This window comes from Candidatus Pelagibacter sp. FZCC0015, assembly GCF_007833635.1.
GTDB lineage: Bacteria > Pseudomonadota > Alphaproteobacteria > Pelagibacterales > Pelagibacteraceae > Pelagibacter.
Genome location: NZ_CP031125.1, coordinates 166,720 through 192,383, shown reverse-complemented (window position 1 = coordinate 192,383; position 25,664 = coordinate 166,720). Strand labels below are relative to the sequence as shown.

The following is a 25,664-nucleotide window of genomic DNA, read 5'->3' as shown; positions in this document are numbered from 1 at the left end:
TTTATGATCTTGTTAATGAAGATTGTAATTCTTGGTTTGAAATGTATCCCTTTACATTTCCACTTTTATCAACCACTTCACAATTTGAATCTGAACAAACAATTTTTGGTAAAAAATCCTCAATAAACTCATCTTCATTTACTTTAATTAAGTTTGACTTATCTATGTCATTAGCTTGATCAGCAGTTTTCATAATAATTTTTGCCTTGATAACTTTTGCTCGGTTTACATCTTTTACAAAAGCTTTTACATAATCGTCAGCAGGGTTCATAATAATTTCCTCAGGAGTTCCTACTTGAACTAATTTTCCAGAATTTAATATCCCAATATGATCTCCTAATCTTAATGATTCATCTAGATCGTGCGTAATAAATACAATTGTTTTTTTTAATTCTGCTTGAAGATCAATTAATTGTTTTTGCATATCACTTCTAATCAGAGGATCTAGAGCGCTGAAAGCTTCATCCATTAACATAATATCTGTATCAGTAGCTAATGCTCTTGCTAAACCAACACGTTGCTGCATTCCTCCCGATAATTGAGCAGGGTATTGATTTTCAAAACCAGTAAGACCAACTGCATCGATTTTTTCCATCGAGATTTTATTTCTTTCATCTTCACCTTTCCCTTGCATTTCTAATCCATAACCAACATTTTGAATTACTGTTTTATGTGGGAATAAACCAAATCTTTGAAACACCATACTCATTTTATGTCTTCTAAATTCAATAAGCTTATCTTTATCAAGCGACATTACATTCGTACCCTCTACTAAAATTTCGCCATCAGTTGGATCGATTAGTCTATTTAAATGTCTTATTAGTGTTGATTTCCCTGATCCCGATAAACCCATACAAACAAAGGTTTCTCCTTCTTCAATTTTAAGCGAAACATTATCTAATCCAACGGTATGACCAGTTTGCTCTAAAATTTCATCTTTTGTTGCACCATTTTTTACCATTGGTAGTACAGAGGATGGGTTGTTTCCAAAAATTTTGTATACGTTGTTGATCTCAATTTTTGACATGATGCAATGTTGTAACAGTTACAATCATCATATGTAAAACAAATATTATACAACTTATAATTGTTTTAATAAATAACAGTTGTATTTATTTGCTTTTACTTATTTTTTAAATAAGAATTTTATTTATGGCGCAAACAGATAAAGATGTGCGACTAGAGTTGTCTGCTCTCTATAGAATTTTACATATGTACGGTATGACTGATCTTGCAAATCAATGTGCAGGCGCAAGATCTGCTGAAGATAAAAATTGTTCTTTCGTTCATCCATATGGAATGTTTTATGAAGAAATTACTGCTTCATCTTTAGTTAAAATTGATCAAAACGGAAAAAAACTAGATTCAGATGGACCTTGGTTAAACGATGGATGCATTAATCTTGCTCAATGGATTTTTAATAAAAGAGACGATGTAAATTTTTATGTTCACGGACATGCCAATGATGTGATGGCAGTTGGTGGAACTAAAGAGGGTTTAATGTATCTCTCACAGGCCGCAGTTTATTTAAATCATCTTGTTGGATACATTGATTATGAATTTGTTGAGGACAAAGAATTTGGAAGCAAATTTGAAAACCTAATTAGCAAACACGATATTTTGATTACTAGAAATCATGGATATTACACAGTAGGAAAAACAGCAGCAGAAGCATTTTTCAGAGCTTATTATCTGGAGCAAGCATGTTCAGTTCAGGTAAAAAATCTTGCTATGGGTTTAAACAAGCATGAAATAGATAAACAGAAAGCCGCATATTTCTGGGAAAACATGAGTGACTCTGATGATTATAATTATGATGGAAAAACGGAGTGGGCTGCTTTATTAAGAAAACTAGAGAGAGAACATTCAAATTATAAAAATTAATGGAACAAAATTTTACAATTAAAAATATAACTAAAAATTCTACAAATTTAGAAGTTGACTGGAGCGATGGAAAAAAAAGTAAATTTAATTATTTATGGCTAAGAGACAATTGTCCAACTGCACACGATAAAGACTCACGTCATAGAATGTTTAATATTTTAAAAGTATCAAACAATATTAATCCAAAAAAATTTGCGGTAAATAATGAAGGTAAACTTGAAATTGAATGGAGTGAAGGTGACCACATTAGTTATTACGACCAAAATTGGTTAAGAGAAAACTGCTATACAATAAAAAACAATCTAAAATATAAATCTCCTTATCAACTTTGGGATAACTCTTTACAAAACGACTTGAAGTCAATCGAGATTGAGCATGATGAAATTATGAGTTCAGATGAAGGACTTATCAGATGGTTAGAGCTTTTACATCATACTGGGATTGCTATAGTAAAAAATGCTCCAACTGAAAATAACTCTGGCTTTAAAATTTTAAATAGAATTAGCCATACCAGAGAAACTTTTTTTAAAACACCATTTGAAGTAATTAACATTCCTAAACCAAATAATTCTGCCTACACAGCACATGCCCTAAGAAATCATATGGATTTACCATGGTTTGAAACACCACCTGGTTACCAATTTCTTCATTGTTTAGTTAATTCTGCAACAGGAGGAGACTCGTCCGCCGTAGATGGCTTTGCAGTAGCAGATTATTTAAGAAAAAATGAGAAAGAAATATTTGATACGCTAGTAAATGTTCATTTAAAATTTAGAGATATGGATTATACACAAGAGTCTGTTAGAAGTTATTACGCACCCGCGATATCTCTTACAAAAGATAATGATTATCATGATATTCGGTTCAGCGTAGCAACTATGGATGCTTTAGATTGTCATCCTGATTTGATGGATAAAGTTTACAAAGCTCATCACCGATTTGGAAATTTACTTCATGACGATCAATTCCAGATTAAATTTAGATTAGGACCAGGTGATATTTTTTCTTTTAACAATAGACGATTATTGCACGGTAGGACTGAATATGATCCAAACTCAGGACATAGACATTTACAAGGTTATTACATGGATAGAGATGAAATTATTGGAAGACTAAGATATTTAAAAAATTCTGTTAACTCCAACCAGTAACATTCTTTACTTCAAGATATTCCTCAAGGCCCCAAACACCTCCTTCTCTACCATTACCTGATTGTCTGTAACCACCAAATGGAGTTCCGGCATCTGCACCATTTCCATTAATGTAAACACAGCCTGATCTTAATTTTTTAGCAACACGATGTGCTTTTTCTTTATCTTCAGTTTGCAAATAATTTCCAAGACCATAAGAAGTATCGTTTACGATATTGACAGCCTCATCTTCAGTTTCAAAGGGAATTATAGATAATACAGGTCCAAAAATTTCTTCTTTAGCAATTCTCATGTCATTAGTTACATCTGTAAATATAGTTGGTTTGATAAAGTATCCTTTGTTCAAACCGTTTGGTAATTCAGGTCCACCTGCTGCAAGAGTTGCGCCTTCAGAAATTCCACTTTCAATAAGATTTATAATTTTATCATATTGAATTTTAGAAATTACTGGTCCTATATGATCTCCTTTTTTTGAAGCCTGATCTACTTTAATTTTGTTTGCTTCATCTACTGCTTCTTTAACAGCTCTTTCATAAATTGATTTCTCAACCAGCATTCTTGTTGGTGCATCGCAAGATTGACCAGAATTGCTCATTACATTTCGAATGCCATCTCTTACTGCATCTTTATAACTGTCAGCAAAAACAATGTTTCCACCTTTACCACCTAATTCAAGACAAACTCTTTTAATTGTTTCTGCAGCGTTTTTTGAAATTAATCTTCCTGCTCTTGTTGAACCTGTGAAAGAAACCATATCAATATCAGGGTGGCTTGAAATGTAAGTTCCCACTCCTGCACCGTCTCCATTTACCAAATTAAATACACCTTTTGGAAAACCTGCTTCATCAATCATTTCTGCAAATAGCATTCCAGAAATAGGAGCAATTTCTGATGGTTTTAAAATCATTGTACATCCAGTTGCGAATGCAGGAACGACTTTTAAAGCAATTTGATTAATTGGCCAATTCCATGGTGTGATTAATCCACAAACTCCAATTGGCTCATAATAGATATGATTATTTGATTTATTATCAAAGTGTTCATCAAATTTAAAATTTTTTAATCTTAAAATGAAATCATCTAAATGATCTTTCCCTGAAGCTGTTTGAACATCCGTTGCCCAATCCATTGGTGCACCCATTTCAAGAGAAATAGCTTCAGCCATTTCATTAAATCTTTTTTTATAAACTGATGATAATTTTTCAAGTAAACTGAGCCTTTCTTCCTTGCTAGTTTCTTTCCAAGTCTCAAAGGCATTTTTTGCTGATTTAACAGCTAAATCTGTATCCTCTTTTGAACCTAAAGAAATAACAGCAAACGGGTCTTCATTGCATGGATTAATTACGTCAAAATCATTTTTTTTAATTGGATCAACCCAATGACCATTTATGTAAAATTTTCTTTTATCTAACATTTTTTATCTTAACACATTAATTAAATTTCATATCCTTTTTCCTCAGGTTCATTATCAACCAACTCATCAGGAAAACCATTTGCTCTAAAATTAATATTATTTAAATCCTCCATCCTTTTCACAATCATTGATGACCAAGCTCTTGAACCATATTTTTTTTGACCATCTTTAAAAATTTCAACTATTTGTGGAGAAATTTCTAAAGGAGCGTTCAGTTTTTTTGCAAGATTGTCAAATAGACTTGTGTCCTTTAAAACCAAATCCATTGTAAAATTTATATTATAAGATCCATTTAATATAACCTGACTTTCAGTTTCATGCACAAATGAATTACCAGAGGAAATAGCAATTCCTTTATAGGTTTTTGCTAAATCTAAATTAGATTTTTTTGCTACAGTCCAAGCCTCACCTAATGCAACTAAATGTGCAGATGCTAGATAATTTGTAATTACTTTTAATACACTTGCTGTACCAAGCTCACCAGTGTGCAATATTTTTCTACCCATAACAGTTAATGCAGGTAAAATTTTTTCAAATGCTTTTCTTTCTCCACCCACGAATATAGCAATATTACCTGTTGCAGCTCTATGACATCCACCACTCACTGGTCCATCCAAAGGGATAGCTTTTTTTTCTATTACTTTTTTTCCAAGTCTTTTTACTTCATTTTCGTCTGTGGTACTCATTTCTAGCCAAATTTTCTTTTCTGATAAACCATTTAGAATTCCACCTTCACTTTCCATAACTTCTGCAGAAACCTCAGGAGAAGGAAGAGAGGTAATGATTAAATCGGATTGTTCAGCTAATTCTTTTGGAGACTTTGCAACTTTAGCACCTAAGTCTTTCAAAGAATTTGTTATAGTTTCATCTAAATCTCTTACTGTAAGATCAAAGTTATTTCTTAATAAACTTCTCGCAAGTTTTCCTCCAACATTACCTAAACCAATAAATCCTATTTTCATTTTATTTCCTCTTCTTTTTTGTTTTTTGTAAATACAATTAAAATCACACCAACTATGATTATTGCACCACCTATAAATAATTCTGGAGTTGGTTTTTCTCCTAAAAGAAAAATAGCAGCTAATAAACCTGTTGGTGGTATCCCCATAGTTACAATCGGTAGTACTTTATAAAGTGGGTTGTTTTTCAAAACATAATAGAAACAACCATAAGTAATTGGTTGCATGATGAAACCTATATAAATTGCAATAATCCAATGATCAAATTTTGCATTTGTTAAATAATTAATTGTGTTTCCATCTATTATTGAAGATAATATCACTAATATTGGTCCAGAGAATAAGGCTAACCAAGCAACTAACGCTAAAGGATTTATTTCTTTGCTTAATGGTTTAACCATAACTTGTCCAAGAGCCCATACAGCTGATCCTAATATTGTAAGACCAATTCCAATAAATTTTCCATCCAAGTTAGGAGATCCAGTTAAAATGTAAACACCAACAAAAGCGATAGCTATACCAATCAAAGCTCTAATAGTTGGTTTTTCTTTAAGAATGAAGTAAGCAAAAATAACTCCAAACGGAACTTCTGTTTGGACTAAAAGAACTGCTGCCGATGCATCAATTAAATCTAACCCTGAATAAGTAATGCTATATTGTAAAGTATTAGCGACTAATGATGCAGCAAATATTCTTTTTAAATAACCTTTTGGGATTGGAAACCACCATATCAACAATAATGCTGCAAAAGTAAATCTTATGCCCATCAAAAGAATAGGAGGAAAAGATTCAAATGCTGGTTTAGCTATTACAAAACCAAAGCCTAAAAAAATAGGCACCAAGGACGCTACAAAAGTATCTTTTATATTCATACCTATCTTTTATATTAATGATTATTAAAGAACTTCTGATATATTCACCTTTTAAAATATGAATTCAACAAAAATAGATCCCAAATATATTACTAAATCAAATCCAAGAATTGGACTTATTGCGCTTGCAAGCGATTTTATGATTGAAAGAGATTTTATAAACGTAATTAAAGACAGAGAAGTTGATTTCTTTGTAAATCGTATCGAATGCTATAACCCACTAACAAAAGAAAATTTGATCAAAATGTCAAATAAAGTAACTGAGGTAACAAAAGATATATTACCTGATCAGGATATCGATTGTGTTGTTTATGGCTGCACATCTGGAACAATAGCCGCAGGTTATGAATCTATAGAGAAAAAAGTAAAAGCTGCAAAACCTATGGCAGAAGTGACAACACCAAGCACCGCTGCAATTAAAGCTTTAGAGAAGTTAAATATTAGTAAGATAAGTCTATTTACACCTTATAGCAAAAAACTTAACGATGAAGTTTTGGAATATTTTAAAAACGAAGGATTTGAAGTTACTTCAAATTCTTATTTTGATATAGAAGCAGATTACGATATCGGAAAAGTTGACCAGAATTATTTATATAATGTTCTATCTGAAATAGATTTAAATGGGGCTGAAGCACTCTTTGTTTCTTGTACTGCTTTACCAGTATTGCCAATTATTGATAAATTAGAGAAAAAATTAAATACTATAGTTTTATCTAGTAATCAGGCTTTAATTTGGGACACTCTTGTTAAAATAAATAAAAATAACTCTGTCGAGGGATTTGGTAAATTATTTAAAGAAAATTAATGTTGTTCACAAAAGAAGAATATAAACAAAGATTAACAAAAGTTAAAAAAATGATGCAAGAAAAAGGCATCGATCTTTTAATCTCACATGACACTAATAACATGAATTACCTAACAGGTTATGATGCTTGGTCTTTTTATTATGCTCAATGTGCAATTGTTCATATAGATGCAGAAGAGCCTCTATGTTTTGTTAGGGCTCAAGATGCGGGTGGCGCATATATTAAAACTTATTTAAAGGATGAGAATATTTTAGTTTATGACGAAAATTATATCCATACTTGGCCAAAACATCCTTATGATAATTTGGTAGAGATTATAAAAGAAAGAAAATGGGATAATTTATGCATTGGATTAGAAATGGATGCGCATTACTTCACTGCGTTTTGTTATGAGAAAATAAAGCAAGGATTACCTAATGCAAAAATCAAAGATAGCGATCGTCTAGTTAATTGGGCAAGGTTAGTAAAATCAGATGCTGAAATAGGTTTCATGAAATCTGCTGCAAAAATTTCTGAAAAAGGAATGAAAACTGCAATGGAGGTTATTAAACCAGGTGTCAGACAGTGCGATGCAGTGGGTGAAATTCAAAAAACTTTATTCTATGGAACAGAAGAATTTGGAGGAGAATATTCTAGTATTGCAACATTACTTCCAACAGGGAAGGGTACTTCAGCTTCACATTTAACAGCAACACAAGATAAATTTGTAGAAGGAGAGGCTACAATTATTGAATTATCTGGAGTTTATAAGAGATATCATGCTCCAATGGCAAGAACAGTTCTGCTTGGAAAACCCAATCAATTAAAGATTGATACAATGAACAAAACAATTGAAGCTTTAAATGCAGGCATAAGTCAAATTAAGCCTGGGAATACAGCTGATGATGTTGCACAAGCTTTTTGGAAAATTTTAGATAAATACGGAATAGAAAAAAAATCTCGAACAGGTTATTCAATAGGAATTGGTTATCCTCCTGATTGGGGTGAGCATACTCTTAATATTTATAAAGGAGATATGACAGTTTTAGAACCTAATGTTTGCTTTCATATGATAGCAGTGATGCAGTTCGGTGATTGGGGTGTTGAAGCATCTGAGGCTATAAGAGTTACAGAGAATGGATCAGAATTGTTATGTAATTTTCCAAAAGAGCTTCATATTAAGAGTTAATTAGCTATTGAAATCTATTTACACAAATGTTTTATATTCACCTTTATGTCTAAAAATCCAGAGTTTGTTAAATTCGATAAAGTAGATAAAAGTTATGACGGCAAGGTTCTTGTCGTCAAAGATCTTCAATTAGATATTGCAGAAGGTGAATTCATAACAATGCTTGGTCCATCTGGTTCAGGTAAAACAACTTGTTTAATGATGTTGGCTGGTTTTGAAACTCCAACTCATGGTGAAATATTATTAGATGGAAATATAATTTCGAATATTCCTCCACATAAAAGAGGGATCGGAATGGTTTTCCAAAACTATGCATTGTTCCCACATATGACAGTTTATGAAAATTTGGCTTTTCCATTAAGAGTAAGAAAAGTTGAAAAAGATGAAATAGATAAAAAAGTTGATAAAGCATTATCTATGGTTTCATTAAGTGGTTTCGAAACTAGAATGCCTGCTCAACTTTCTGGTGGTCAGCAACAAAGGGTAGCAGTTGCAAGAGCCCTAGTATTTGATCCAGCAGTAGTACTAATGGATGAACCTCTAGGAGCATTAGATAAAAATTTAAGAGAAAGCATGCAATATGAAATAAAACATATTCATGAAAGTATTGGTGTAACAGTTGTGTATGTAACTCATGATCAAAGTGAGGCATTAACTATGTCAAACAGAATTGCAGTATTCAATGATGGAAAAGTTCAACAGCTTTCAAATCCAGCTGAGCTTTATGAGAAGCCAGTAAATTCTTTTGTTGCTGAGTTCATAGGTGAGAACAATACTTTCAATGGTGAAGTTGTGGATATAGATAAAGATAAATGTAAAGTTAAATTAGCAAACTCAGAAATATTAGCTAATCCAATTTCTGTTAAGTCTAAAGGTGAGAAAACAACAGTCTCATTAAGACCTGAAAGAGCATTGATAAATCCAACTGATAAGATGGATAATATGTTTACTGGGAAGATTGAGGAAGTAATTTATCATGGTGATCATACAAGAGTTAGATTAAATCTTTTAGGAAGTTCTGAGTTTATTCTTAAAGTTCCTAACAGTACATCCAATTTAGAATTAAAAGTTAGTCAAGATATAAATATTGGGTGGAATAGTGTTGACGCTAGAGCATTAGACCCAAAATAATTTCAATTAAAAATATGTATATCTAATATACATTTTAAAGACAAAATCAGCTGTTGACTTCACTTTATCTATTTGTTGTACTTTTACTTATATAAATTAATTTATATCAACGTTTAAACGGAGGAATAATGAAAAAACTAAGTAAATTATTACTAGCTCTTTCTTTTGTTGTATCTCTTACTTCTTCAGCCTTTGCTGTTACAATAGCATCATGGGGTGGAGCTTACACAGAGTCTCAAAAGCTTGGGTATGGTGATCCTACTGCTAAAGCACTTGGAATAGAAATCAACTGGGTTGACTATTCTGGTGGTTTATCAGAAATCAAAGCACAAAAAGAAGCGGGTGCTATAACTTGGGATATCATAGACTTATTTGCATTCGATACTATTAACGGATGTGACGAAGGTTTATTTGTTAAATTTGATTTTGATAAAGACTTCCCAGCTGCACCAGATGGAACTCCTGCAAGTGAAGACTTCTTCACAGGAATGCCAAGTGAATGTGCTGTAGGTAACATTTTATATTCTTGGAACTATGCTTTTGATACAAGAGCATTCGGTGGTAAAGAGCCTAAAACAATTAAGGATTTCTTTAACACTAAAAAATTCCCTGGAAAAAGAGCAATCTACAATAGTGCTTTAACTAATTTAGAAATCGCTTTAGCTGCTGACGGTGTTAAGTTAGGTGACGGTGGAACTAGAGTTTATAGAAAACTTTTAGAAGAAGGCGGAATTGATAGAGCTTTAAACAAGATTAAAGAACTATGTACAGATCCAAATGGTGGATGTGTATTCTGGTCTGCAGGTGCTCAACCACCTGAATTACTAGTTGCTGGTGAAGTTGTGATGGCAACTGGTTGGAACGGAAGATTCTTTAACGCTGAAGTTGGTGAAGGTGCTCCAATTAAACAAGTATGGGATGGTCAAGGTCTTGACTACGAATACTTTGCTTTAGTTAAGGGTGGTCCAGATGAAGCAAATGCTAAAAAAGCTTTAGCTATGATGACTAACACAGAGATGTTAGCTGGTAGTGCGAAGTATATTGCATATGCTCCATGGAGAAAATCTTCTCTTGATGTTATCACTGCTGGTGAGCCATGGTACAAAGATGGCAAAACAGAAATGATGCCTCAAATGCCAACAGCTCCTGCTAACACTAAAAACTATTTCTTAGTTGACCCATTTTTCTGGGCTGACTATGGAACAGAGATTGGTGAGAAGTGGGAAGCTTTCAAAGCAGGCCTATAATTTCAGTTTTAATCACTGAATTTATATAATATATTTAGGGCGGTTATCTAATAACCGCCCTATTTTTTTATGAGCTCTGAAACAAAACAAATTTTAACAACTGACGGAATACCACTTGAGGTCAGTTTAAAAAAAGCTGAACGGAAGAATAAGATTAAAGCATTTCTTCTAGTAGCTCCTTTATTATTATTTTTGATCATCACTTATATATTTCCAATTGGAGAAATGTTTACAAGAAGTATTGATGACAAAATGATTACTAATATGCTTCCAAAAACATTTAAGGAAATGGAAAGTTGGGATGGACAAGAGTTACCACCTGAAGAGGTTTTTTCTGCTTTTTATTATGATTACAAAGCTCTTGTTGAGAAACAAGAACATGGAAAACTTGGCCAAAGATTAAATAAAGAAAAAAACGGTTTTAATTCAACAACTAAAAGATTGTTTAGAAATATTAAAAGAAAAAAGATAGATGAAAGTGTCAGCATCAAAGAACAGATGATGAAGGTCCATAAAAATTGGGGTAAAGTCGAGTATTGGCAGGCTATAAAAAGAACAGCACCACCTTATACATTAGCTAAATATCTAAAAGGTATGGACATGTACTATGCTGCTGATGGAAGTATTGCTCAAGTAGATGAAGATAGAAGAATTCATAGAATTTTGTGGTTAAGAACGCTTGAAATTGCGTTTTTTGTAACAGTATTCTGTTTTTTAATGGGATATCCTATAGCTCATTTACTCGCAACATTGCCAATGAAGTATTCAAATTTATTAATGATTTGTGTTCTACTACCTTTTTGGACTTCATTATTAGTTAGAACTGCAAGTTGGATGATTTTGCTACAACAACAAGGGGTCGTTAATGATTTCTTTGTTATGATAGGATTGGTTGCAGACGATAGCAGGCCTGAAATGATGTACAATAAAGTTGGAACTTATGTGGCGATGACACAAATATTATTACCTTTTATGGTTCTTCCACTTTACAGTGTGATGAAAACAATCTCACCTAGTTTAATGAGAGCAGGAAAATCTTTAGGAGGAACTCCTTTCGTAGCATTTTGGAAAGTTTATTTCCCATTAACTATTCCAGGTATAGGAGCGGGATGTTTGTTAGTATTTATTTTGGCAATTGGGTATTACATTACTCCAGCATTAGTGGGTGGAGCATCAGGAACTTTAATTAGTAATCAAATTGCATTCCATATGAAACAAACTTTAGATTGGAGCTTTGCCTCTGCAATGGGATTAATGTTGTTAACTGGTGTTTTAGTTATTTATTGGATTTATAATAAACTAGTTGGAGTAGATAATATTAAATTAGGATAAATATGGCATTACCAAGTTATACAGAAACGCGTTATAGAATTTGGCATTATGTTTATTTAACTATTTGTGCATTTGTGTTTTTCTTTTTAATTGCGCCACTATTTGTAATATTTCCATTATCGTTTAATGCCGAGGAATTTTTAGTTTTTTCTGAGGGAATGAAGAATCTTGATCCTGATGCTTTTTCTTTAAGATGGTACAAAGATATGATTTATGGAACTAAAAATCCTTGGGGATTAGCTGCAAAAAATAGTTTTATTATTGCAATATTTGCAACCATTGGTTCAATAATTTTAGGTACTTTGGCGGCTTTAGGATTGAGTAGTAGGCACATGCCTTACAAAGGAATTATAATGGCTACTCTTATTTCTCCAATGATTGTTCCATTAATTATATCAGGTGTTGCAATATTTTTCTTTATGGCAAAGGTTGGTTTAGCAGCAACGCATACAGGAATAGTTTTTGCTCATATAATACTAGGAACTCCATTTGTTGTAATTACTGTAACTGCAACATTATCTGGATTTGATCACAGTGTAACAAGAGCAGCAGCGAGTTTAGGAAGTAATCCAGTAAACACATTTATGAAGATTACTCTTCCATTAATATTACCTGGAGTTATTTCAGGAGGATTATTTGCTTTTGTAACTTCATTTGACGAAGTTGTAGTTGTCTTGTTTTTAGCAGGTTTAGAAAATACAACTATTCCTGTTCAGATGTGGACTGGTTTAAGAGAACAATTGAGCCCGACAATTCTTGCAGTAGCAACTTGTTTAATTCTTTTATCAACTTTAATTCTTGTAACTGCTGAATTATTAAGAAGAAGATCTGAGAGATTAAGAGGAATAAATAGATAATTTACCCAAATAATTTATTCATATATAGAAGTTACTATGGAAATTAAAAAAGTTGTAGTTATTGGTTCTGGTACAATGGGTAGTGGGATAGCTGCCCACTTATGTAATGCAGACGTACCAGTTACTCTTTTAGATTTAACAACTGAAATCAGCGAAAAAGCTAGAGAAAGAATTCATAAATCTAGACCTCCTTTGCTAATAGATAAGAGCAAAATTACCAATATTAATGTTGGAAATATTGAAGAAAATTTTGACGTAGTAAAAGATGCAGATTGGGTGGTAGAGGCAGTAGTAGAAAGAATTGATATTAAACATAATATTTATGAAAAGATATTTAAGAATAGAAAAAAAGGTGCAATAGTTTCATCAAATACATCATCAATTCCAATTAAAGTTCTATCAGAAAAACTAAATGACGAAGAAAAAAAAGATTTTTGTATCACTCACTTTTTTAATCCTGTCAGATACATGGGATTGTTAGAAATTGTTAAAAACGAAAATAACGACTTAAATAAAATTAATTCTTTAAAGAAATTTTGTGAAGTTGAGCTTGGTAAAGGAGCTATAATCTGTAATGATACCCCAGGGTTTTTAGGTAATAGAATTGGTGTTTATGCTATGCAGGTTGCCATGACGGAAGCATTCAAAATGAAACTTTCAATTGAAGAAGCGGATGCAGTTTTTGGTAGACCAATGGGTATACCTAAAACAGGAGTATTTGGATTGTATGATCTGATTGGAATTGATTTGATGGCTGATGTATTAAAAAGCTTTATAAAGGAACTTTCTGATAAAGATGAATTTCAAATTGTTGCAAAAGAAATTCCATTAGTAAAAAAATTAATTGAGACAGGTTACACCGGTCGTAAAGGAAAAGGTGGCTTTTATAGAATGAATAAAAGTGGAGATCAAAAAATTTTAGAAGCAATTAATTTAGAAACAGGAGAGTATTCAGCAACAAAAAAAATAGATTTAGCAATTGAGACTGTTGACATCAATAATTTAATTAATCGAAAAGATAAGTATGGTGAGTATGCTTGGATTGTAATTTCAAAAATAATTAAATATGCATCTTCACTGGTTCCAGGAATTACCGATAAGTTTAATGATATCGATGAAGCTATGAGACTTGGTTTTAATTGGGCAATGGGTCCTTTTGAAATGTTGAAATCGATAGGAGTTAATAATTTCTTTGAAAGAATTGATAGCTTTGAAAATAATAAATTTTTAGAAAATTTATCAAAAACAAAAGATGAAAATTTCTATGGAGAAAGACAAATTTATACAGACATTCAAACTTTAGGAAAAATAAGACCATTAGCAATTAAACTGGATAAAAATAATTCAGCTGAAATTCATCGATTTAAAGATTTTAATATTGTTGAATTTACAACAAAAGCTTGTGCATTAGATTATGACTCAATGGATGCACTGAAAAATGCAACTGACAAACCCTTAATAATAATTAATGAAAGTATGCAATTTTCAGCAGGTGTAAATTTAAGTTATACTATGAATTTTGCTGATAAAGGAGATTTTAAATCAATTGAAAAATTCATTAAGTATTTTCAAGATACATGCAAAACTTTAAAATACTCTAAGTACCCAGTTGTATCAGCTCCCTCTGGACTTACGCTTGGAGGAGGTTTTGAGGTTTTAGTTCAAAGTAATTTTGTTGCCTCACACACAAATTTAGTTATTGGATTAGTTGAAACTATTGTTGGATTAGTTCCAGCAGGTGGGGGATGTAAGGAAATGTTGTGGAGATGGTCACAAACAGAAGAAGCAAAATCAGACCCAGATTATGCACCACTAAAAGTTTTTGATATTATTGGTTATGCTAAAACAGCTACATCTCCAATCGAGGCTGAGCCATTAAAGTATTTAAGACCAGACGACAAAAAAATAATGAATAGAAACAGTCTTTTTGAGGAATCAAAAAATTTAATTGATCAAAATAATGATTTTGTTCCTCCAGAAGAGTGCAAATTCAAACTTTCTGGAAAGCCGTTGAAAGATAAAATGGTTAAGGTTTTAGAGAAATTATACAACGAAAAGGTAATTTTAGATCATGGTATGCATGTTGGAACTGAACTTGCAAACGTTTTAAGTGGTGGAGACACTACTATTGAAAAAGAATTGTCAGAGGATGATCTTTATAAATTAGAACTAGACTCTTTTATGAGATTGATAGAAACAAAACAAACTCAAGAAAGAATTAAACACACATTGTCGACTGGCAAACCTTTGGTTAATTAGAATTAAACATTCTCAGGGTTTTAATATAATCAGGTCTTAAAACATAAATTGCTTTATTACCTGTTTTAATTTTAGTTAATATATCTAAACCATAAACTACTTTACCAATTGGAGTATATTCACCTTGATAAATTGGAATTTCTTTTAATGTAATAAAGAATTCACTATCTTCTGTATCAAATTCTGTTGCTCTAGCAAAACCTACACTTCCCTCTGTAAATTTAAAATCATCGCTCAGTTCTGATTTTAACAATCCTAATCCAGACTTTCCGCTACCAATTTTGGAATAATCTAAATTATTTATATTTCCATACTCAATATCTCCAGCTTGTACAAAAGTATTTTCTGAAACTTTATAAAAAGCAGAACCATCATACATTTTTTGTTCAATTAAAATTTTAAATCTTTCTACCGCTTTTGGAGAAATATCTGGATAAAGTTCAATTATTACATTTCCACACTCAACATTCATTACTGCAATATTATTTGGTTCATTAAAATTAAGTTTACTTAAATTATTTTTTCCAACAAATAGACATTTATTTTTTAATAAAAAAAAAGATGTAAAAGCAAAAATTGAAAGACTAATTAAAAATATAAATAAAATTTTTTCTGATTTTGAGGCTTTAATAGTTTTAATCATAAAATATTTTTATCTATTTTAGCTAAGTTTAATTTTATAAAATTCACTTTGTTATTTAGGATTTTGTCGCTATTAATTTTATCTTCAATTGTTTCTTTATCAGTCATTAAAAATGAAAAAATTTCAGCCATATCCTCAGATGGGATAGATTTAGAATATTCTGTTAAAAAACCATCAGTTTTTTCATATAGATCTAAATTTAATCTATCAGAACAAGTTGAACATTCAGCGTAATTAAATGATTTTAGATTAAAAGAGGAAAATCTATCCTCATCAAAATATTCAATGTGAGTATTTTGTATCATATGAAAAATTTCATGGTGCATCATTCTTTCAAAATATTTTTTATTAAAATTAATATCTAAAATTAATGTCCTGTTTTTATTATCAGGTATTCCCCCAGTATTAATTTCAGAGATGAATAAATTTTCACAAAATACAATATATTTTAATTTTATCTTATTAAGAAAATTAGAATTATATCGATTAAGATTTTTTTCAATTAAAGGAAATTTTGTATTTAAATTATTTATATCAACTTTGTCACAAGTAATGTTCTTATTTGCACCAATTTTAAAATTACCTTTAGCGCTTAAATAACGAATATTATTGTCGTTTTTTAATTTATAAATTTCTAAATTAGGAATTTTTATCAGATTATAAATTTCATCAGCATTTACATGCGAAATATGAAAAATAAGAATAAATAAAAATAAAATTTTCATTAAATTATTATAGACGAATTAGATTAGATAATATTATCTTAGATTATTAAAAAATGAAAAAAGAAAGAAACAAAAATCCAATTCAACCAGTTAGTGGAACTAAAGTTCCAAGATTTGCTGGCCCAAGCACTTTTGCAAGACTTCCCGAACTAAGAGATGTGGAAAGTTGTGACGTTGCAATTGTTGGAATTCCATTTGATGCTGGCACAAGTTATCGACCCGGAGCAAGATTTGGTCCACAAAGCATCAGGCAAGCATCTAGACATTTGAGAACTAATTATCATCCTAATTATGATGTTGAGCCTTTTAAAATCCAACAAGTAGCTGATGCTGGTGATATTGCTTGCAATCCATTTAGTATTGATGAAGCAATCAAACAAATAGAAGTAGGCGCAACAGATTTACTAAATAAGGTTGGAGGAATTATAAGTTTAGGTGGAGATCATACTATTGCAGTTCCACTGTTAAGAGCAATCAATAAAAAAAATAAGGGTCCTGTATCTTTAGTTCATTTTGATGCCCACTTAGATACTTGGGATACATATTTTGGTGCACCTTATACTCATGGAACTCCATTCAGAAGAGCAAGAGAAGAAGGTTTATTTTTAGATGATGCTTCTATGCATGTTGGAATTCGTGGACCACTTTATAGTAGAGATGATATTAAAAATGATGAAAGTTTTGGATTTAAAATAATTCATTGTGATGAGTTTCAAACAGAAGGAACCGTTAAAATAGCAGAAAGAATTAGAAAAAGAGTGGGAGACAATCCTCTATACTTATCAATTGATATTGATGTTTTAGACCCTGCATTTGCTCCAGGTACTGGTACACCAGAAATTGCAGGGATGACTACAAGAGAAATGGTAAATGTTTTAAGAGGTTTGTCTGGATTAAATTTAGTTTCAGCAGACGTTGTTGAGGTTTCTCCAGCATATGATCATGCAGAAGTAACTTCTTTAGCAGCAGCAACTATTGTTTATGAATTAACTAATTTATTTGCAAAAACATAAAGAAAGGATAACGTCAAAACATGTTAGACAAAAAAAATTTTTACATTAATGGAGCGTGGGTTAAGCCAAACAGTTCTGAGGAAATTAAAGTAATTGATCCTGCCACAGAAGAAAATTGTGCAGTAATTACTTTAGGGAACAAAGCTGATGTTGATATTGCTGTTAATGCAGCTAAAGATGCCTACGAGACTTGGGCCTTTTCTTCCAAAGAAGAAAGAATTGCACTATTAGAAAAACTTTATGAAAATTATAAGAAAAGATGGGCAGATATTGCAGAAGCTATAACTCTTGAGATGGGTGCTCCAAAAGATTTTGCAACAAAATTACAAGCAGGCACAGGAGCAAGTCATATTAAATCATTTATTAGATACTTAAAAAATTTTGCATTTGAAAAACCATTAGGCGAGCATGCTCCTAATCAAAGATTAATTTATGAACCAAAAGGTGTTTGTGCATTAATAACACCATGGAATTGGCCGATGAACCAAGTTTGTTTAAAAGTAATGCCAGCAATAGCTGCAGGTTGTACAATGGTTTTAAAGCCATCAGAATTAGCACCGCTCTCTTCAATGATACTTGCTGAAATTATTGATGATGTAAAATTTCCAAAAGGTGTATTCAATTTAGTTAATGGTGATGGAGCAACAACAGGTGATGCTCTTACAAGTCATCCAGATATTAATATGATTTCTTTTACGGGATCAACAAGAGCAGGAGCTTTGATTTCACAAAATGCTGCTAAAGATTTTAAAAGAGTAAGCTTAGAATTAGGTGGTAAAGGAGCAAATATAATTTTTAAAGATGCTGATCCAGAGGCTATTGAAAGAGGTGCTTTAAGATGTTTTAGAAATTCTGGACAATCTTGTAATGCGCCAACAAGAATGTTAGTTGAAAAATCAATGTATGAAGAGGCTATTGAGAGATTAAAAAAATATACTGAAAGTTTTGAGGTTGGTGACCCTAAAAAAGAAGGAGAACATATAGGTCCAGTTATTTCAGAAACTCAATACAATAAAATACAAACTTTAATTCAAAAAGGAATAGATGAAGGTGCAAAATTAGTTGCTGGAGGAACAGGTAAACCTGATGGATTAGACAAAGGTTACTTTGTTAAACCAACTGTTTTTGCGGACGTAAATAATAATATGGAAGTTGCAAGAACAGAAATTTTTGGACCCGTTTTATCTGTTATCCCATTTGAAACAGAAGAAGAGGCAATAACAATTGCAAATGATACTGCTTATGGATTAACAAATTATATACAAACTCAAGATTCTGAAAAAGTACAAAGAGTTGCGAGAAAATTAAGATCTGGAATGGTTGATGTAAATGGAGCAGGTATTGCAGTTGATGCACCATTTGGTGGCTTTAAACATTCAGGAATAGGACGTGAAGCAGGTGAACATGGTTTAGAGGAGTTTTTAGAAGTAAAAGCAGTAGGTGGTTGGAGTTAATTTACCGATTTATCTTTTACGCCTTCTAAAAATTTAAGACATTTTTTCATTTCATTTAATTCTATAAACTCATCAATTTTGTGAGCTTGTTCTATGGATCCAGGTCCACAAACAACTGTACTGATTCCTAATTCTTGAAATAAACCAGCCTCAGTACCAAAAGAAACTACTTCTCTAGAATTATCACCAGTTATATTTGATACAAATTCACATGCTTCAGACTCATCCAATCTGTTAAAACCAACAACTTCACCTATCACTTCTTTTTTAATATAAGAATCTGGAAATACTTTTTTCATTTCTGGTAAGAGTACATCGTTTGCATATTTATCAATTTCATTCGTAACAAATTCCCCATCTTCTTTAACAACTGGTCTTGTTTCCCATTCAACACTACATTTATCTGCAATGACATTATGGGCAATACCACCCTTAATTCCCCCAATTGATAAAGTTGAATGTGGAGGATCAAAAATACTATCTTTTTGAACTCTTTTTTTTAATTCTTCTCTAATTTCTAAAAGTTTTCCAACATATCTAGTAGCATATTCAGCTGCATTTACTCCTAAATGTGGTTTAGAACTATGTCCTGCAAGTCCTCCAAAGTGAACTGTGTATTCATTCATACCTTTGTGGGCATCAATAATTTTCATTTTAGTTGGTTCACCAATTATACAAATTCCATTTTTGATATCTCTTTTTTTCAATTCCTCTATTAATAAAGGAGCTCCAATACATGCAGTCTCTTCATCAAATGTGTAACAGAAATGTAAGTCTCTATCTAAATTACTTTCTTTGAAGATAGGTGCATAAGCAAGTGTACATGCAATAAAACCTTTCATATCACATGAGCCTCTTCCATATAATTTATCATTTTTAATAGTTGCAACGAATGGATCACTACTCCAACCTTTAGACACTGGAACTACATCTGTGTGTCCAGATAATATGATAGGTTTTTTTGTGCTTTGATTTTTTGCTTTTAAAGTTCCAAAAAGATTAACTCTTTTTTTATCATCATCATAAACTTTGAAAGTATCTATACCTATGTTCTTTAAAATTTTTTCACAATAATCAATTAAATTACTGTTATCTTGACCTGAGATAGTTTTAAATGCGATTAAGTCAGTTAAAATCTTGATTGATTTTTCATATAAATTGTTATCTATACTCATAAACTTAAAACACTATATTATATTATGATTAAAGAGCAAATTACCTATAATGATTTTGATAAAGTAGATATTAGAATTGGTACTGTAATTTCTGTTAAAAAAAATGAAAAAGCGAGAAAGCCATCTTTAGTGGTTGAAGTTGATTTTGGAAGCGATATTGGCATTAAACAATCTTCAGCTCAAATTACTCATTATTATAATGAGGAGAATTTAAAAGGAAAACAAGTTATTGCTGTTTGTAATTTTCCTGAAAAAAATATTGCTGGAATAGTTTCTCAAGTATTAGTTTTAGGAGCAATTGATGCCGATGGTAAGGTTACACTTGTTCATCCCTCTCAAAAAGCAGAAAATGGATTACCGATCGCTTAGTAATGCATCCTGAAATTCTCTCTATAACTTTATTTGGAATAGTTGCTGCATTTACTCCTGGACCAAATAATTTCGTTGCTTTCTATTCCGGTTTCAACTTTGGTATTCTAAGAACACTACCTCATATAATTGGTGTAACTTTAGGATTTCCTTTTTTGTTATTATGTTTAGCTTTAGGGTTGATAAATATTTTTAAGCTTTATCCTTTAATTCAAGAAGTATTGAAATATTTAGGAACTCTATTTTTAATTTATTTAGCATACAAAATTTCTTTTTCAGGATCTTCTGATCAGGAAAATAAAAACAAAAATCCAATTAAGTTTCATGAAACTTTTGTTTTTCAATTTTTAAATCCTAAAGGCGTTATTGCATCAATTATTCTTGTTTCAACTTACATTAATCCAGGAGAGACCTTTGTAAGTTATACGACTCAAATTATCATTATGGCTTTAATTGTTTCAGTGACTAGTATAACTCTGTGGACTTTTTTAGGTAAATTTTTCAGGAAATTTGCGACAAATCAGAAATTTATTAATTACTTTAATTATGCTATGTCACTGCTTCTTTTAACAAGCATAATAACTTTTTATTTATAATATGACCCCAGGAAACAAAAATTCTTATAATTCACTTAAAAAAATCACAGTTAATGACAATGAGTATAATTATTACTCATTAAATGAAGCAGAAAAAAATGGACTTGAAGGAATAAATAAACTTCCAAAGTCTCTTAAAGTTTTACTAGAAAATTTATTAAGATACGAAGACGATTTAAGTGTAACGAAATCTCAAATAGAAGCGATTAAAAACTGGCTAAAGACAAAAAAATCTAAAACTGAAATTGCATATAGACCAGCAAGAGTTTTGCTTCAAGATTATACAGGAATACCTGCGGTTGCAGATTTAGCTGCAATGAGAGAAGCAGTTAAAGAAAAAAATAAAGATCCAAATACAATCAATCCATTGTCTGCAGTTGATCTTGTAATTGATCACTCTGTGCAAGTCGACCAATCTGCAAAAGCAGATTCTTTTGAAAAAAATGTCGATATAGAATTTGAAAGAAATGGTGAGAGATATTCTTTTTTGAAATGGGGACAACAGGCATTTGATAATTTTAGAATAGTTCCACCAGGAACAGGAATTTGTCACCAAGTAAATCTGGAATATTTATCGAAGGTTGTTTGGTCAGAGGAATTTAAAGGAGAAAAATATCTTTTTCCAGATACTTTAGTTGGAACAGACAGTCATACAACAATGGTAAATGGTTTATCTGTTTTAGGATGGGGTGTTGGAGGAATTGAAGCTGAAGCAGGAATGTTAGGTCAACCAATTTCTATGTTAATACCAGAAGTCATTGGTTTTGAAATAAAAAACAAATTGCCAGAAGGAACCACTGCAACAGATTTAGTTTTAACTGTTGTTAAAATGTTAAGAGATAAAGGTGTGGTTGGTAAGTTTGTTGAGTTTTATGGAGAGGGTTTAAAAAATTTAACTCTTGCAGATAGAGCTACAATTGCAAACATGGCACCAGAATATGGTGCTACTTGTGGCTTTTTTCCTATCGATGAAGAAACTCTAAAGTATTTAAAATTTTCTGGAAGAGATCAACAAACTGTTGATATCGTAGAAAATTATGCCAAGGAACAAGGTTTATGGGCAAGTAACGAAATAGAATTTACTGACATTATATCTTTAGATATGTCTACAGTTGTACCAACTATTTCAGGACCTAAAAGACCTCAAGACAAGGTTCTTTTAACAGATGCACCTGGTTCTTTTAAAAAAGTATTGCAGGAAGCTACAAATAAAAATGAAAAATCAATTTCAAAAGTAACAAATACAGATTATGAAATTAAAGATGGTTCAATATTAATTGCAGCAATAACATCTTGTACGAACACTTCTAATCCAAATGTTCTAATTGGAGCTGGACTATTAGCTAAAAAAGCTATTGAAAAAGGTTTACAGGTTAAACCCTGGGTAAAAACTTCTTTAGCACCTGGATCTCAAGTAGTTACAGATTATTTGGCAAAAGCTGGATTAAACACTTATTTAGATCAGCTTGGCTTTAATTTAGTTGGGTATGGCTGCACAACTTGCATTGGAAATTCAGGACCACTTCCAGAAAATATTGTAGAAGCGATCCAAAAAGAAAATATTTATGCTGTTTCAGTTTTATCTGGAAATAGAAATTTTGAGGGAAGAATTTCTCCTCATATAAAAGCTAACTATTTGGCTTCACCTCCACTAGTTGTTGCATATGCAATAGCTGGTCATATGGAAGTTGATTTATACAAAGATCCATTAGGAAAAGATAAAGAAGGAAAAGATGTATTTTTAAAAGATATTTGGCCTTCAAATAAAGAGATAGAAGACACATTAAAAGACTCACTTAATGCTGAGATGTTTATACAAAGATACTCAAATGTTTCTGAAGGCCCAACTCAATGGCAAAAAATTAAAACTGATAAAAGCAGTATCTATAATTGGGACGAGGGATCAACATATGTAAAAAAACCTCCGTTTTTTGACTCTTTACCAGATAAACCAGAAGGATTTAAAGAAATTAAGGACGCAAGACCATTATTAATTTTAGGTGATATGGTTACCACTGACCATATATCGCCAGCTGGGAGTATTCAAAAAGATAGTCCAACTGGTGAATATTTCATGGAACACCAAATTTTACCTAAAGATTATAACTCATATGGTTCTAGAAGAGGTAACCATGAGGTTATGATGCGAGGAACTTTTGCAAATATAAGAATTAGAAATGAAATGGCTCCTGGTACAGAAGGTGGTTTTACAAAGTTATATCCAGAAGAAAAAGTTCTTCCTGTCTATGATGCGGTAGTTGAATATAAAAAAAGAGGAACAGATTTAGTTGTAATTGGTGGAAAAGAGTATGGAACTGGATCGTCTAGAGATTGGGCAGCTAAAGGAACAAAATTACTTGGGATAAAAGCAGTAATTGCAGAGAGTTTTGAAAGAATTCACCGATCTAATTTAATTGGAATGGGTATATTGCCATTACAATTTATCGAAGACATAAATAGAAAAAATCTAAAATTAATTGGTTCTGAATTAATTAGTATTTTAAATATAGAAAAGGGTGTTAATCCCTCAGATGAAGTGACAGTAGAAATCAAATATGCTTCTGGCGAAATAAAGAAAATTAAAACTTTATGCAGAATTGATACAAAAAATGAATTAGAGTATTATAAAAACGGAGGTATTCTGCAGTACGTTTTAAGGAATATGATTTAGTTATGGACGAAGATTTATCAATTATAAATACCAATACTAGAAATGAAAAAATTAAGAATTTTTTTGTAAACAATAAAAATAAAATTATTTCTGGTATAATTATTTTAATAATTATTATAGTAGGTGTTTTTAGTTACGATAAATATTTAATTAATAAAAAAAAGGATATCTCAGATAGTTACAATTCAATAATCATTGATTATTCAGAAAAAACAAAAGAAAAAACTGCTAGCAGTCTGATTGAAATTATAAACAAGAAAGACCCAACTTATTCACCTCTATCACTTTATTTTATTATTGATAATAATCTTATAAGTGATCAGTCCAAAATCAATTCATTATTTGATATATTGATAAACGATACTTCGTTAGACAGTGAGATTAACAACTTAATTATATACAAGAAGGCACTCTTCAATGCAGATAACGCTCAAGAGGGCGATCTTCTAAATATGTTAAATCCACTGATCAATTCAAAAAGTGTCTGGAAATCACATTCTTTATATTTAATGGCAGAATATTTTTATGCAAATAATCAAAATCAAAAAGCTAAAGAATTTTTTAACCAAATAATAGCTTTAGAAAATTCAAATCCAGATATAAGGCTTCAAGCAGAGAGAAGATTGAACAGAGACTTGAGTGAATAAATTAATTTTTACTTTCATTGCATTATTTTTTCTTAATAACTGTTCATTTAATGAAAACTCCAGAATTTGGAAAGATAAAGAAAATAAATTAGAAACAGATAAAAAAATTACAAAAGTTTTTGCAGAAGAAAATATAAGTGTTTCGGAATTTAACAGAGACTTAAAATTAGATTTATCATCGATAAAAATAAATAATAAAAAAAATGAAAATCAAAATAATCTTGGTTTGCAAAATTACAAAGGTGAACTAACAAAGATTGGTAACTTTAAATTTTCAAAGTTAGAGGAACTTAATCAATTAGATTTCAAACCAATTTTTTTAAAAAATGGTATAATATTTTTCGATAAAAAGGGCACAATTATCAGGTATGACAATAATCAAAAAGTTATTTGGAAAAAAAATCATTATTCAAAATCTGAAAAAAAATTAAAACCAAAACTTAATTTTTTACTAGATGGTCAAAATCTTTTAGTAACTGATAGTATAGCAAAATATTATTCTGTTAATATTAGTACTGGAGAATTAAATTGGTCCAAAAACAATGATTATCCGTTTAATTCAAATATTAAAAAGCATAAAGATAAAATATTTGTTATCGATTATAAAAATACATTGAGATGTTTTAAAATTAAAGATGGTTCTGAATGTTGGAATTTGCAAACAGAGGACTCATTTACAATTTCAAATATTAAATATTCTTTAATTATTTTAAACGATAATGTTATTTTCAATAATTCTATAGGAGATATTACAGCTGTAGATATTGAGACAGGTTTAATTACATGGCAACTACCTACACAGAGTAGCTCTATAATAAATGAAACTTATAACTTTAAGACATCTAAACTAGTATCAGATGGAAACTCTGTATTTTTTTCAAATAATAAAAATCAGTTTTATTCAATTGATTTAAAAACAGGAACAACAAACTGGATTAATGAAGTTAATTCTAATGTAAAACCTATTTTGGTTGGAAATCTAATTTTTACAATCTCTAATGAAGGTTATTTATATTTAATTGACAAAAATAAAGGCAATATAGTTCGAATTACAGATCTATTTATGAATTACAAAGATAAAAAAAGAAAAAATATTTATCCAATTGGTTTTGTAATTGGAGACAAAAACATATTTTTAACTAACTCAGATGGCAAGATGATCATAGCCGGGATTGAGGATGGAAAAATAATAAAAATTGAAAAAGTTTCTAGTGGATTAGTGTCTGAACCGTTTATATTTAATAACAATTTATATGTAGTAAGAAATGGTTCAATTGTACAATATAACTAA

At 30.9% G+C, this 25,664-nt stretch carries 23 protein-coding genes; 16 read left to right on the top strand and 7 right to left on the bottom strand.

Going from position 1 to position 25,664, the window contains the following annotated elements:
* Position 1: 1 nt before the first annotated feature.
* Complete coding sequence (locus tag DT059_RS01015) at positions 2 to 1,027, bottom strand: quaternary amine ABC transporter ATP-binding protein (RefSeq protein WP_145596005.1); 1,026 nt, start codon at positions 1,025 to 1,027, stop codon at positions 2 to 4.
* A gap of 125 nt (positions 1,028 to 1,152) precedes the next feature.
* Between DT059_RS01015 and DT059_RS01010 the strand changes: the two genes are divergently transcribed.
* Positions 1,153 to 1,884: a class II aldolase/adducin family protein gene (locus tag DT059_RS01010; protein WP_145596003.1), complete on the top strand. Its 732-nt coding sequence runs from the start codon at positions 1,153 to 1,155 to the stop codon at positions 1,882 to 1,884.
* Positions 1,884 to 3,035, top strand: coding sequence for a TauD/TfdA family dioxygenase (locus DT059_RS01005; RefSeq protein WP_145596001.1), 1,152 nt, complete (start codon positions 1,884 to 1,886; stop codon positions 3,033 to 3,035). Before DT059_RS01010 ends, DT059_RS01005 begins: the two co-directional genes overlap by 1 nt.
* Here DT059_RS01005 and DT059_RS01000 read toward each other — a convergent pair.
* The 3 genes from DT059_RS01000 to DT059_RS00990 are packed head-to-tail and all read right to left on the bottom strand — an operon-like array spanning position 3,019 to position 6,280.
* On the bottom strand, positions 3,019 to 4,449 hold the full coding sequence (locus DT059_RS01000) for an aldehyde dehydrogenase family protein (protein WP_145595999.1): 1,431 nt from the start codon (positions 4,447 to 4,449) through the stop codon (positions 3,019 to 3,021). The genes DT059_RS01005 and DT059_RS01000 overlap by 17 nt on opposite strands.
* A 20-nt stretch (positions 4,450 to 4,469) precedes the next feature.
* Positions 4,470 to 5,444, bottom strand: a complete 975-nt coding sequence (locus tag DT059_RS00995) for an NAD(P)-dependent oxidoreductase (protein ID WP_240704635.1) — start codon at positions 5,442 to 5,444, stop codon at positions 4,470 to 4,472.
* Positions 5,408 to 6,280 (bottom strand): DMT family transporter, encoded by an 873-nt coding sequence (locus DT059_RS00990; protein WP_145595994.1) that lies wholly within the window; start codon positions 6,278 to 6,280, stop codon positions 5,408 to 5,410. The genes DT059_RS00995 and DT059_RS00990 overlap by 37 nt, the downstream gene beginning before the upstream one ends.
* A 58-nt stretch (positions 6,281 to 6,338) precedes the next feature.
* Here DT059_RS00990 and DT059_RS00985 point away from each other — a divergent pair, with 58 nt between their 5' ends.
* The 7 genes from DT059_RS00985 to DT059_RS00955 all read left to right on the top strand — a co-directional run bounded on the left by DT059_RS00985 (position 6,339) and on the right by DT059_RS00955 (position 15,080).
* On the top strand, positions 6,339 to 7,085 hold the full coding sequence (locus tag DT059_RS00985; protein ID WP_145595993.1) for a maleate cis-trans isomerase family protein: 747 nt from the start codon (positions 6,339 to 6,341) through the stop codon (positions 7,083 to 7,085).
* Complete coding sequence (locus DT059_RS00980; protein WP_145595991.1) at positions 7,085 to 8,254, top strand: M24 family metallopeptidase; 1,170 nt, start codon at positions 7,085 to 7,087, stop codon at positions 8,252 to 8,254. The genes DT059_RS00985 and DT059_RS00980 overlap by 1 nt, the downstream gene beginning before the upstream one ends.
* 45 nt (positions 8,255 to 8,299) lie before the next feature.
* Positions 8,300 to 9,385, top strand: coding sequence for an ABC transporter ATP-binding protein (locus DT059_RS00975; protein ID WP_145595988.1), 1,086 nt, complete (start codon positions 8,300 to 8,302; stop codon positions 9,383 to 9,385).
* Positions 9,386 to 9,513: 128 nt separating this feature from the next.
* On the top strand, positions 9,514 to 10,632 hold the full coding sequence (locus tag DT059_RS00970; protein WP_145595986.1) for an extracellular solute-binding protein: 1,119 nt from the start codon (positions 9,514 to 9,516) through the stop codon (positions 10,630 to 10,632).
* Positions 10,633 to 10,701: 69 nt separating this feature from the next.
* On the top strand, positions 10,702 to 11,964 hold the full coding sequence (locus DT059_RS00965; protein ID WP_145595985.1) for an ABC transporter permease: 1,263 nt from the start codon (positions 10,702 to 10,704) through the stop codon (positions 11,962 to 11,964).
* Between the two features lie 2 nt (positions 11,965 to 11,966).
* Positions 11,967 to 12,821, top strand: a complete 855-nt coding sequence (locus DT059_RS00960; protein WP_145595983.1) for an ABC transporter permease — start codon at positions 11,967 to 11,969, stop codon at positions 12,819 to 12,821.
* Positions 12,822 to 12,857: 36 nt separating this feature from the next.
* Entirely contained in the window at positions 12,858 to 15,080 is a 2,223-nt protein-coding gene (locus tag DT059_RS00955; RefSeq protein WP_145595981.1) for a 3-hydroxyacyl-CoA dehydrogenase/enoyl-CoA hydratase family protein, read from the top strand.
* Here DT059_RS00955 and DT059_RS00950 read toward each other — a convergent pair.
* The gene (locus DT059_RS00950) at positions 15,073 to 15,723 is read right to left on the bottom strand and encodes a peptidylprolyl isomerase (RefSeq protein ID WP_145595979.1); all 651 of its coding nucleotides are present in this window, start codon (positions 15,721 to 15,723) and stop codon (positions 15,073 to 15,075) included. The genes DT059_RS00955 and DT059_RS00950 overlap by 8 nt on opposite strands.
* The gene (locus DT059_RS00945) at positions 15,720 to 16,448 is read right to left on the bottom strand and encodes a putative zinc-binding metallopeptidase (protein ID WP_145595976.1); all 729 of its coding nucleotides are present in this window, start codon (positions 16,446 to 16,448) and stop codon (positions 15,720 to 15,722) included. Before DT059_RS00945 ends, DT059_RS00950 begins: the two co-directional genes overlap by 4 nt.
* Positions 16,449 to 16,501: 53 nt before the next feature.
* Here DT059_RS00945 and speB point away from each other — a divergent pair, with 53 nt between their 5' ends.
* Together speB and DT059_RS00935 are read left to right on the top strand one after the other, a co-directional pair.
* On the top strand, positions 16,502 to 17,461 hold the full coding sequence (gene speB / locus DT059_RS00940; protein WP_145595973.1) for an agmatinase: 960 nt from the start codon (positions 16,502 to 16,504) through the stop codon (positions 17,459 to 17,461).
* A 20-nt stretch (positions 17,462 to 17,481) separates the two neighbouring features.
* A complete protein-coding gene (locus DT059_RS00935; RefSeq protein WP_075536131.1) occupies positions 17,482 to 18,915 on the top strand; it encodes an aldehyde dehydrogenase family protein in 1,434 nt (477 codons plus the stop codon).
* Here the strand turns inward: DT059_RS00935 and argE are convergent.
* Positions 18,912 to 20,090, bottom strand: coding sequence for an acetylornithine deacetylase (gene argE / locus DT059_RS00930; RefSeq protein WP_145595972.1), 1,179 nt, complete (start codon positions 20,088 to 20,090; stop codon positions 18,912 to 18,914). The two genes, DT059_RS00935 and argE, sit on opposite strands and share 4 nt — an antisense overlap.
* 27 nt (positions 20,091 to 20,117) lie before the next feature.
* On the opposite strand from argE, the gene DT059_RS00925 reads away from it, so the two are divergent.
* From DT059_RS00925 to DT059_RS00905, 5 genes are read left to right on the top strand one after another with little or no spacing between them, the layout of a single operon-like run.
* On the top strand, positions 20,118 to 20,459 hold the full coding sequence (locus DT059_RS00925) for a tRNA-binding protein (RefSeq protein ID WP_075536140.1): 342 nt from the start codon (positions 20,118 to 20,120) through the stop codon (positions 20,457 to 20,459).
* Positions 20,460 to 20,461: 2 nt separating this feature from the next.
* Positions 20,462 to 21,055 (top strand): LysE family translocator, encoded by a 594-nt coding sequence (locus DT059_RS00920; RefSeq protein ID WP_145595970.1) that lies wholly within the window; start codon positions 20,462 to 20,464, stop codon positions 21,053 to 21,055.
* 1 nt (position 21,056) lies between these two features.
* Entirely contained in the window at positions 21,057 to 23,726 is a 2,670-nt protein-coding gene (acnA, locus tag DT059_RS00915; RefSeq protein ID WP_145595968.1) for an aconitate hydratase AcnA, read from the top strand.
* Positions 23,727 to 23,728: 2 nt separating this feature from the next.
* Positions 23,729 to 24,373: a hypothetical protein gene (locus DT059_RS00910; RefSeq protein WP_145595966.1), complete on the top strand. Its 645-nt coding sequence runs from the start codon at positions 23,729 to 23,731 to the stop codon at positions 24,371 to 24,373.
* Complete coding sequence (locus DT059_RS00905; protein WP_145595965.1) at positions 24,366 to 25,664, top strand: outer membrane protein assembly factor BamB family protein; 1,299 nt, start codon at positions 24,366 to 24,368, stop codon at positions 25,662 to 25,664. Before DT059_RS00910 ends, DT059_RS00905 begins: the two co-directional genes overlap by 8 nt.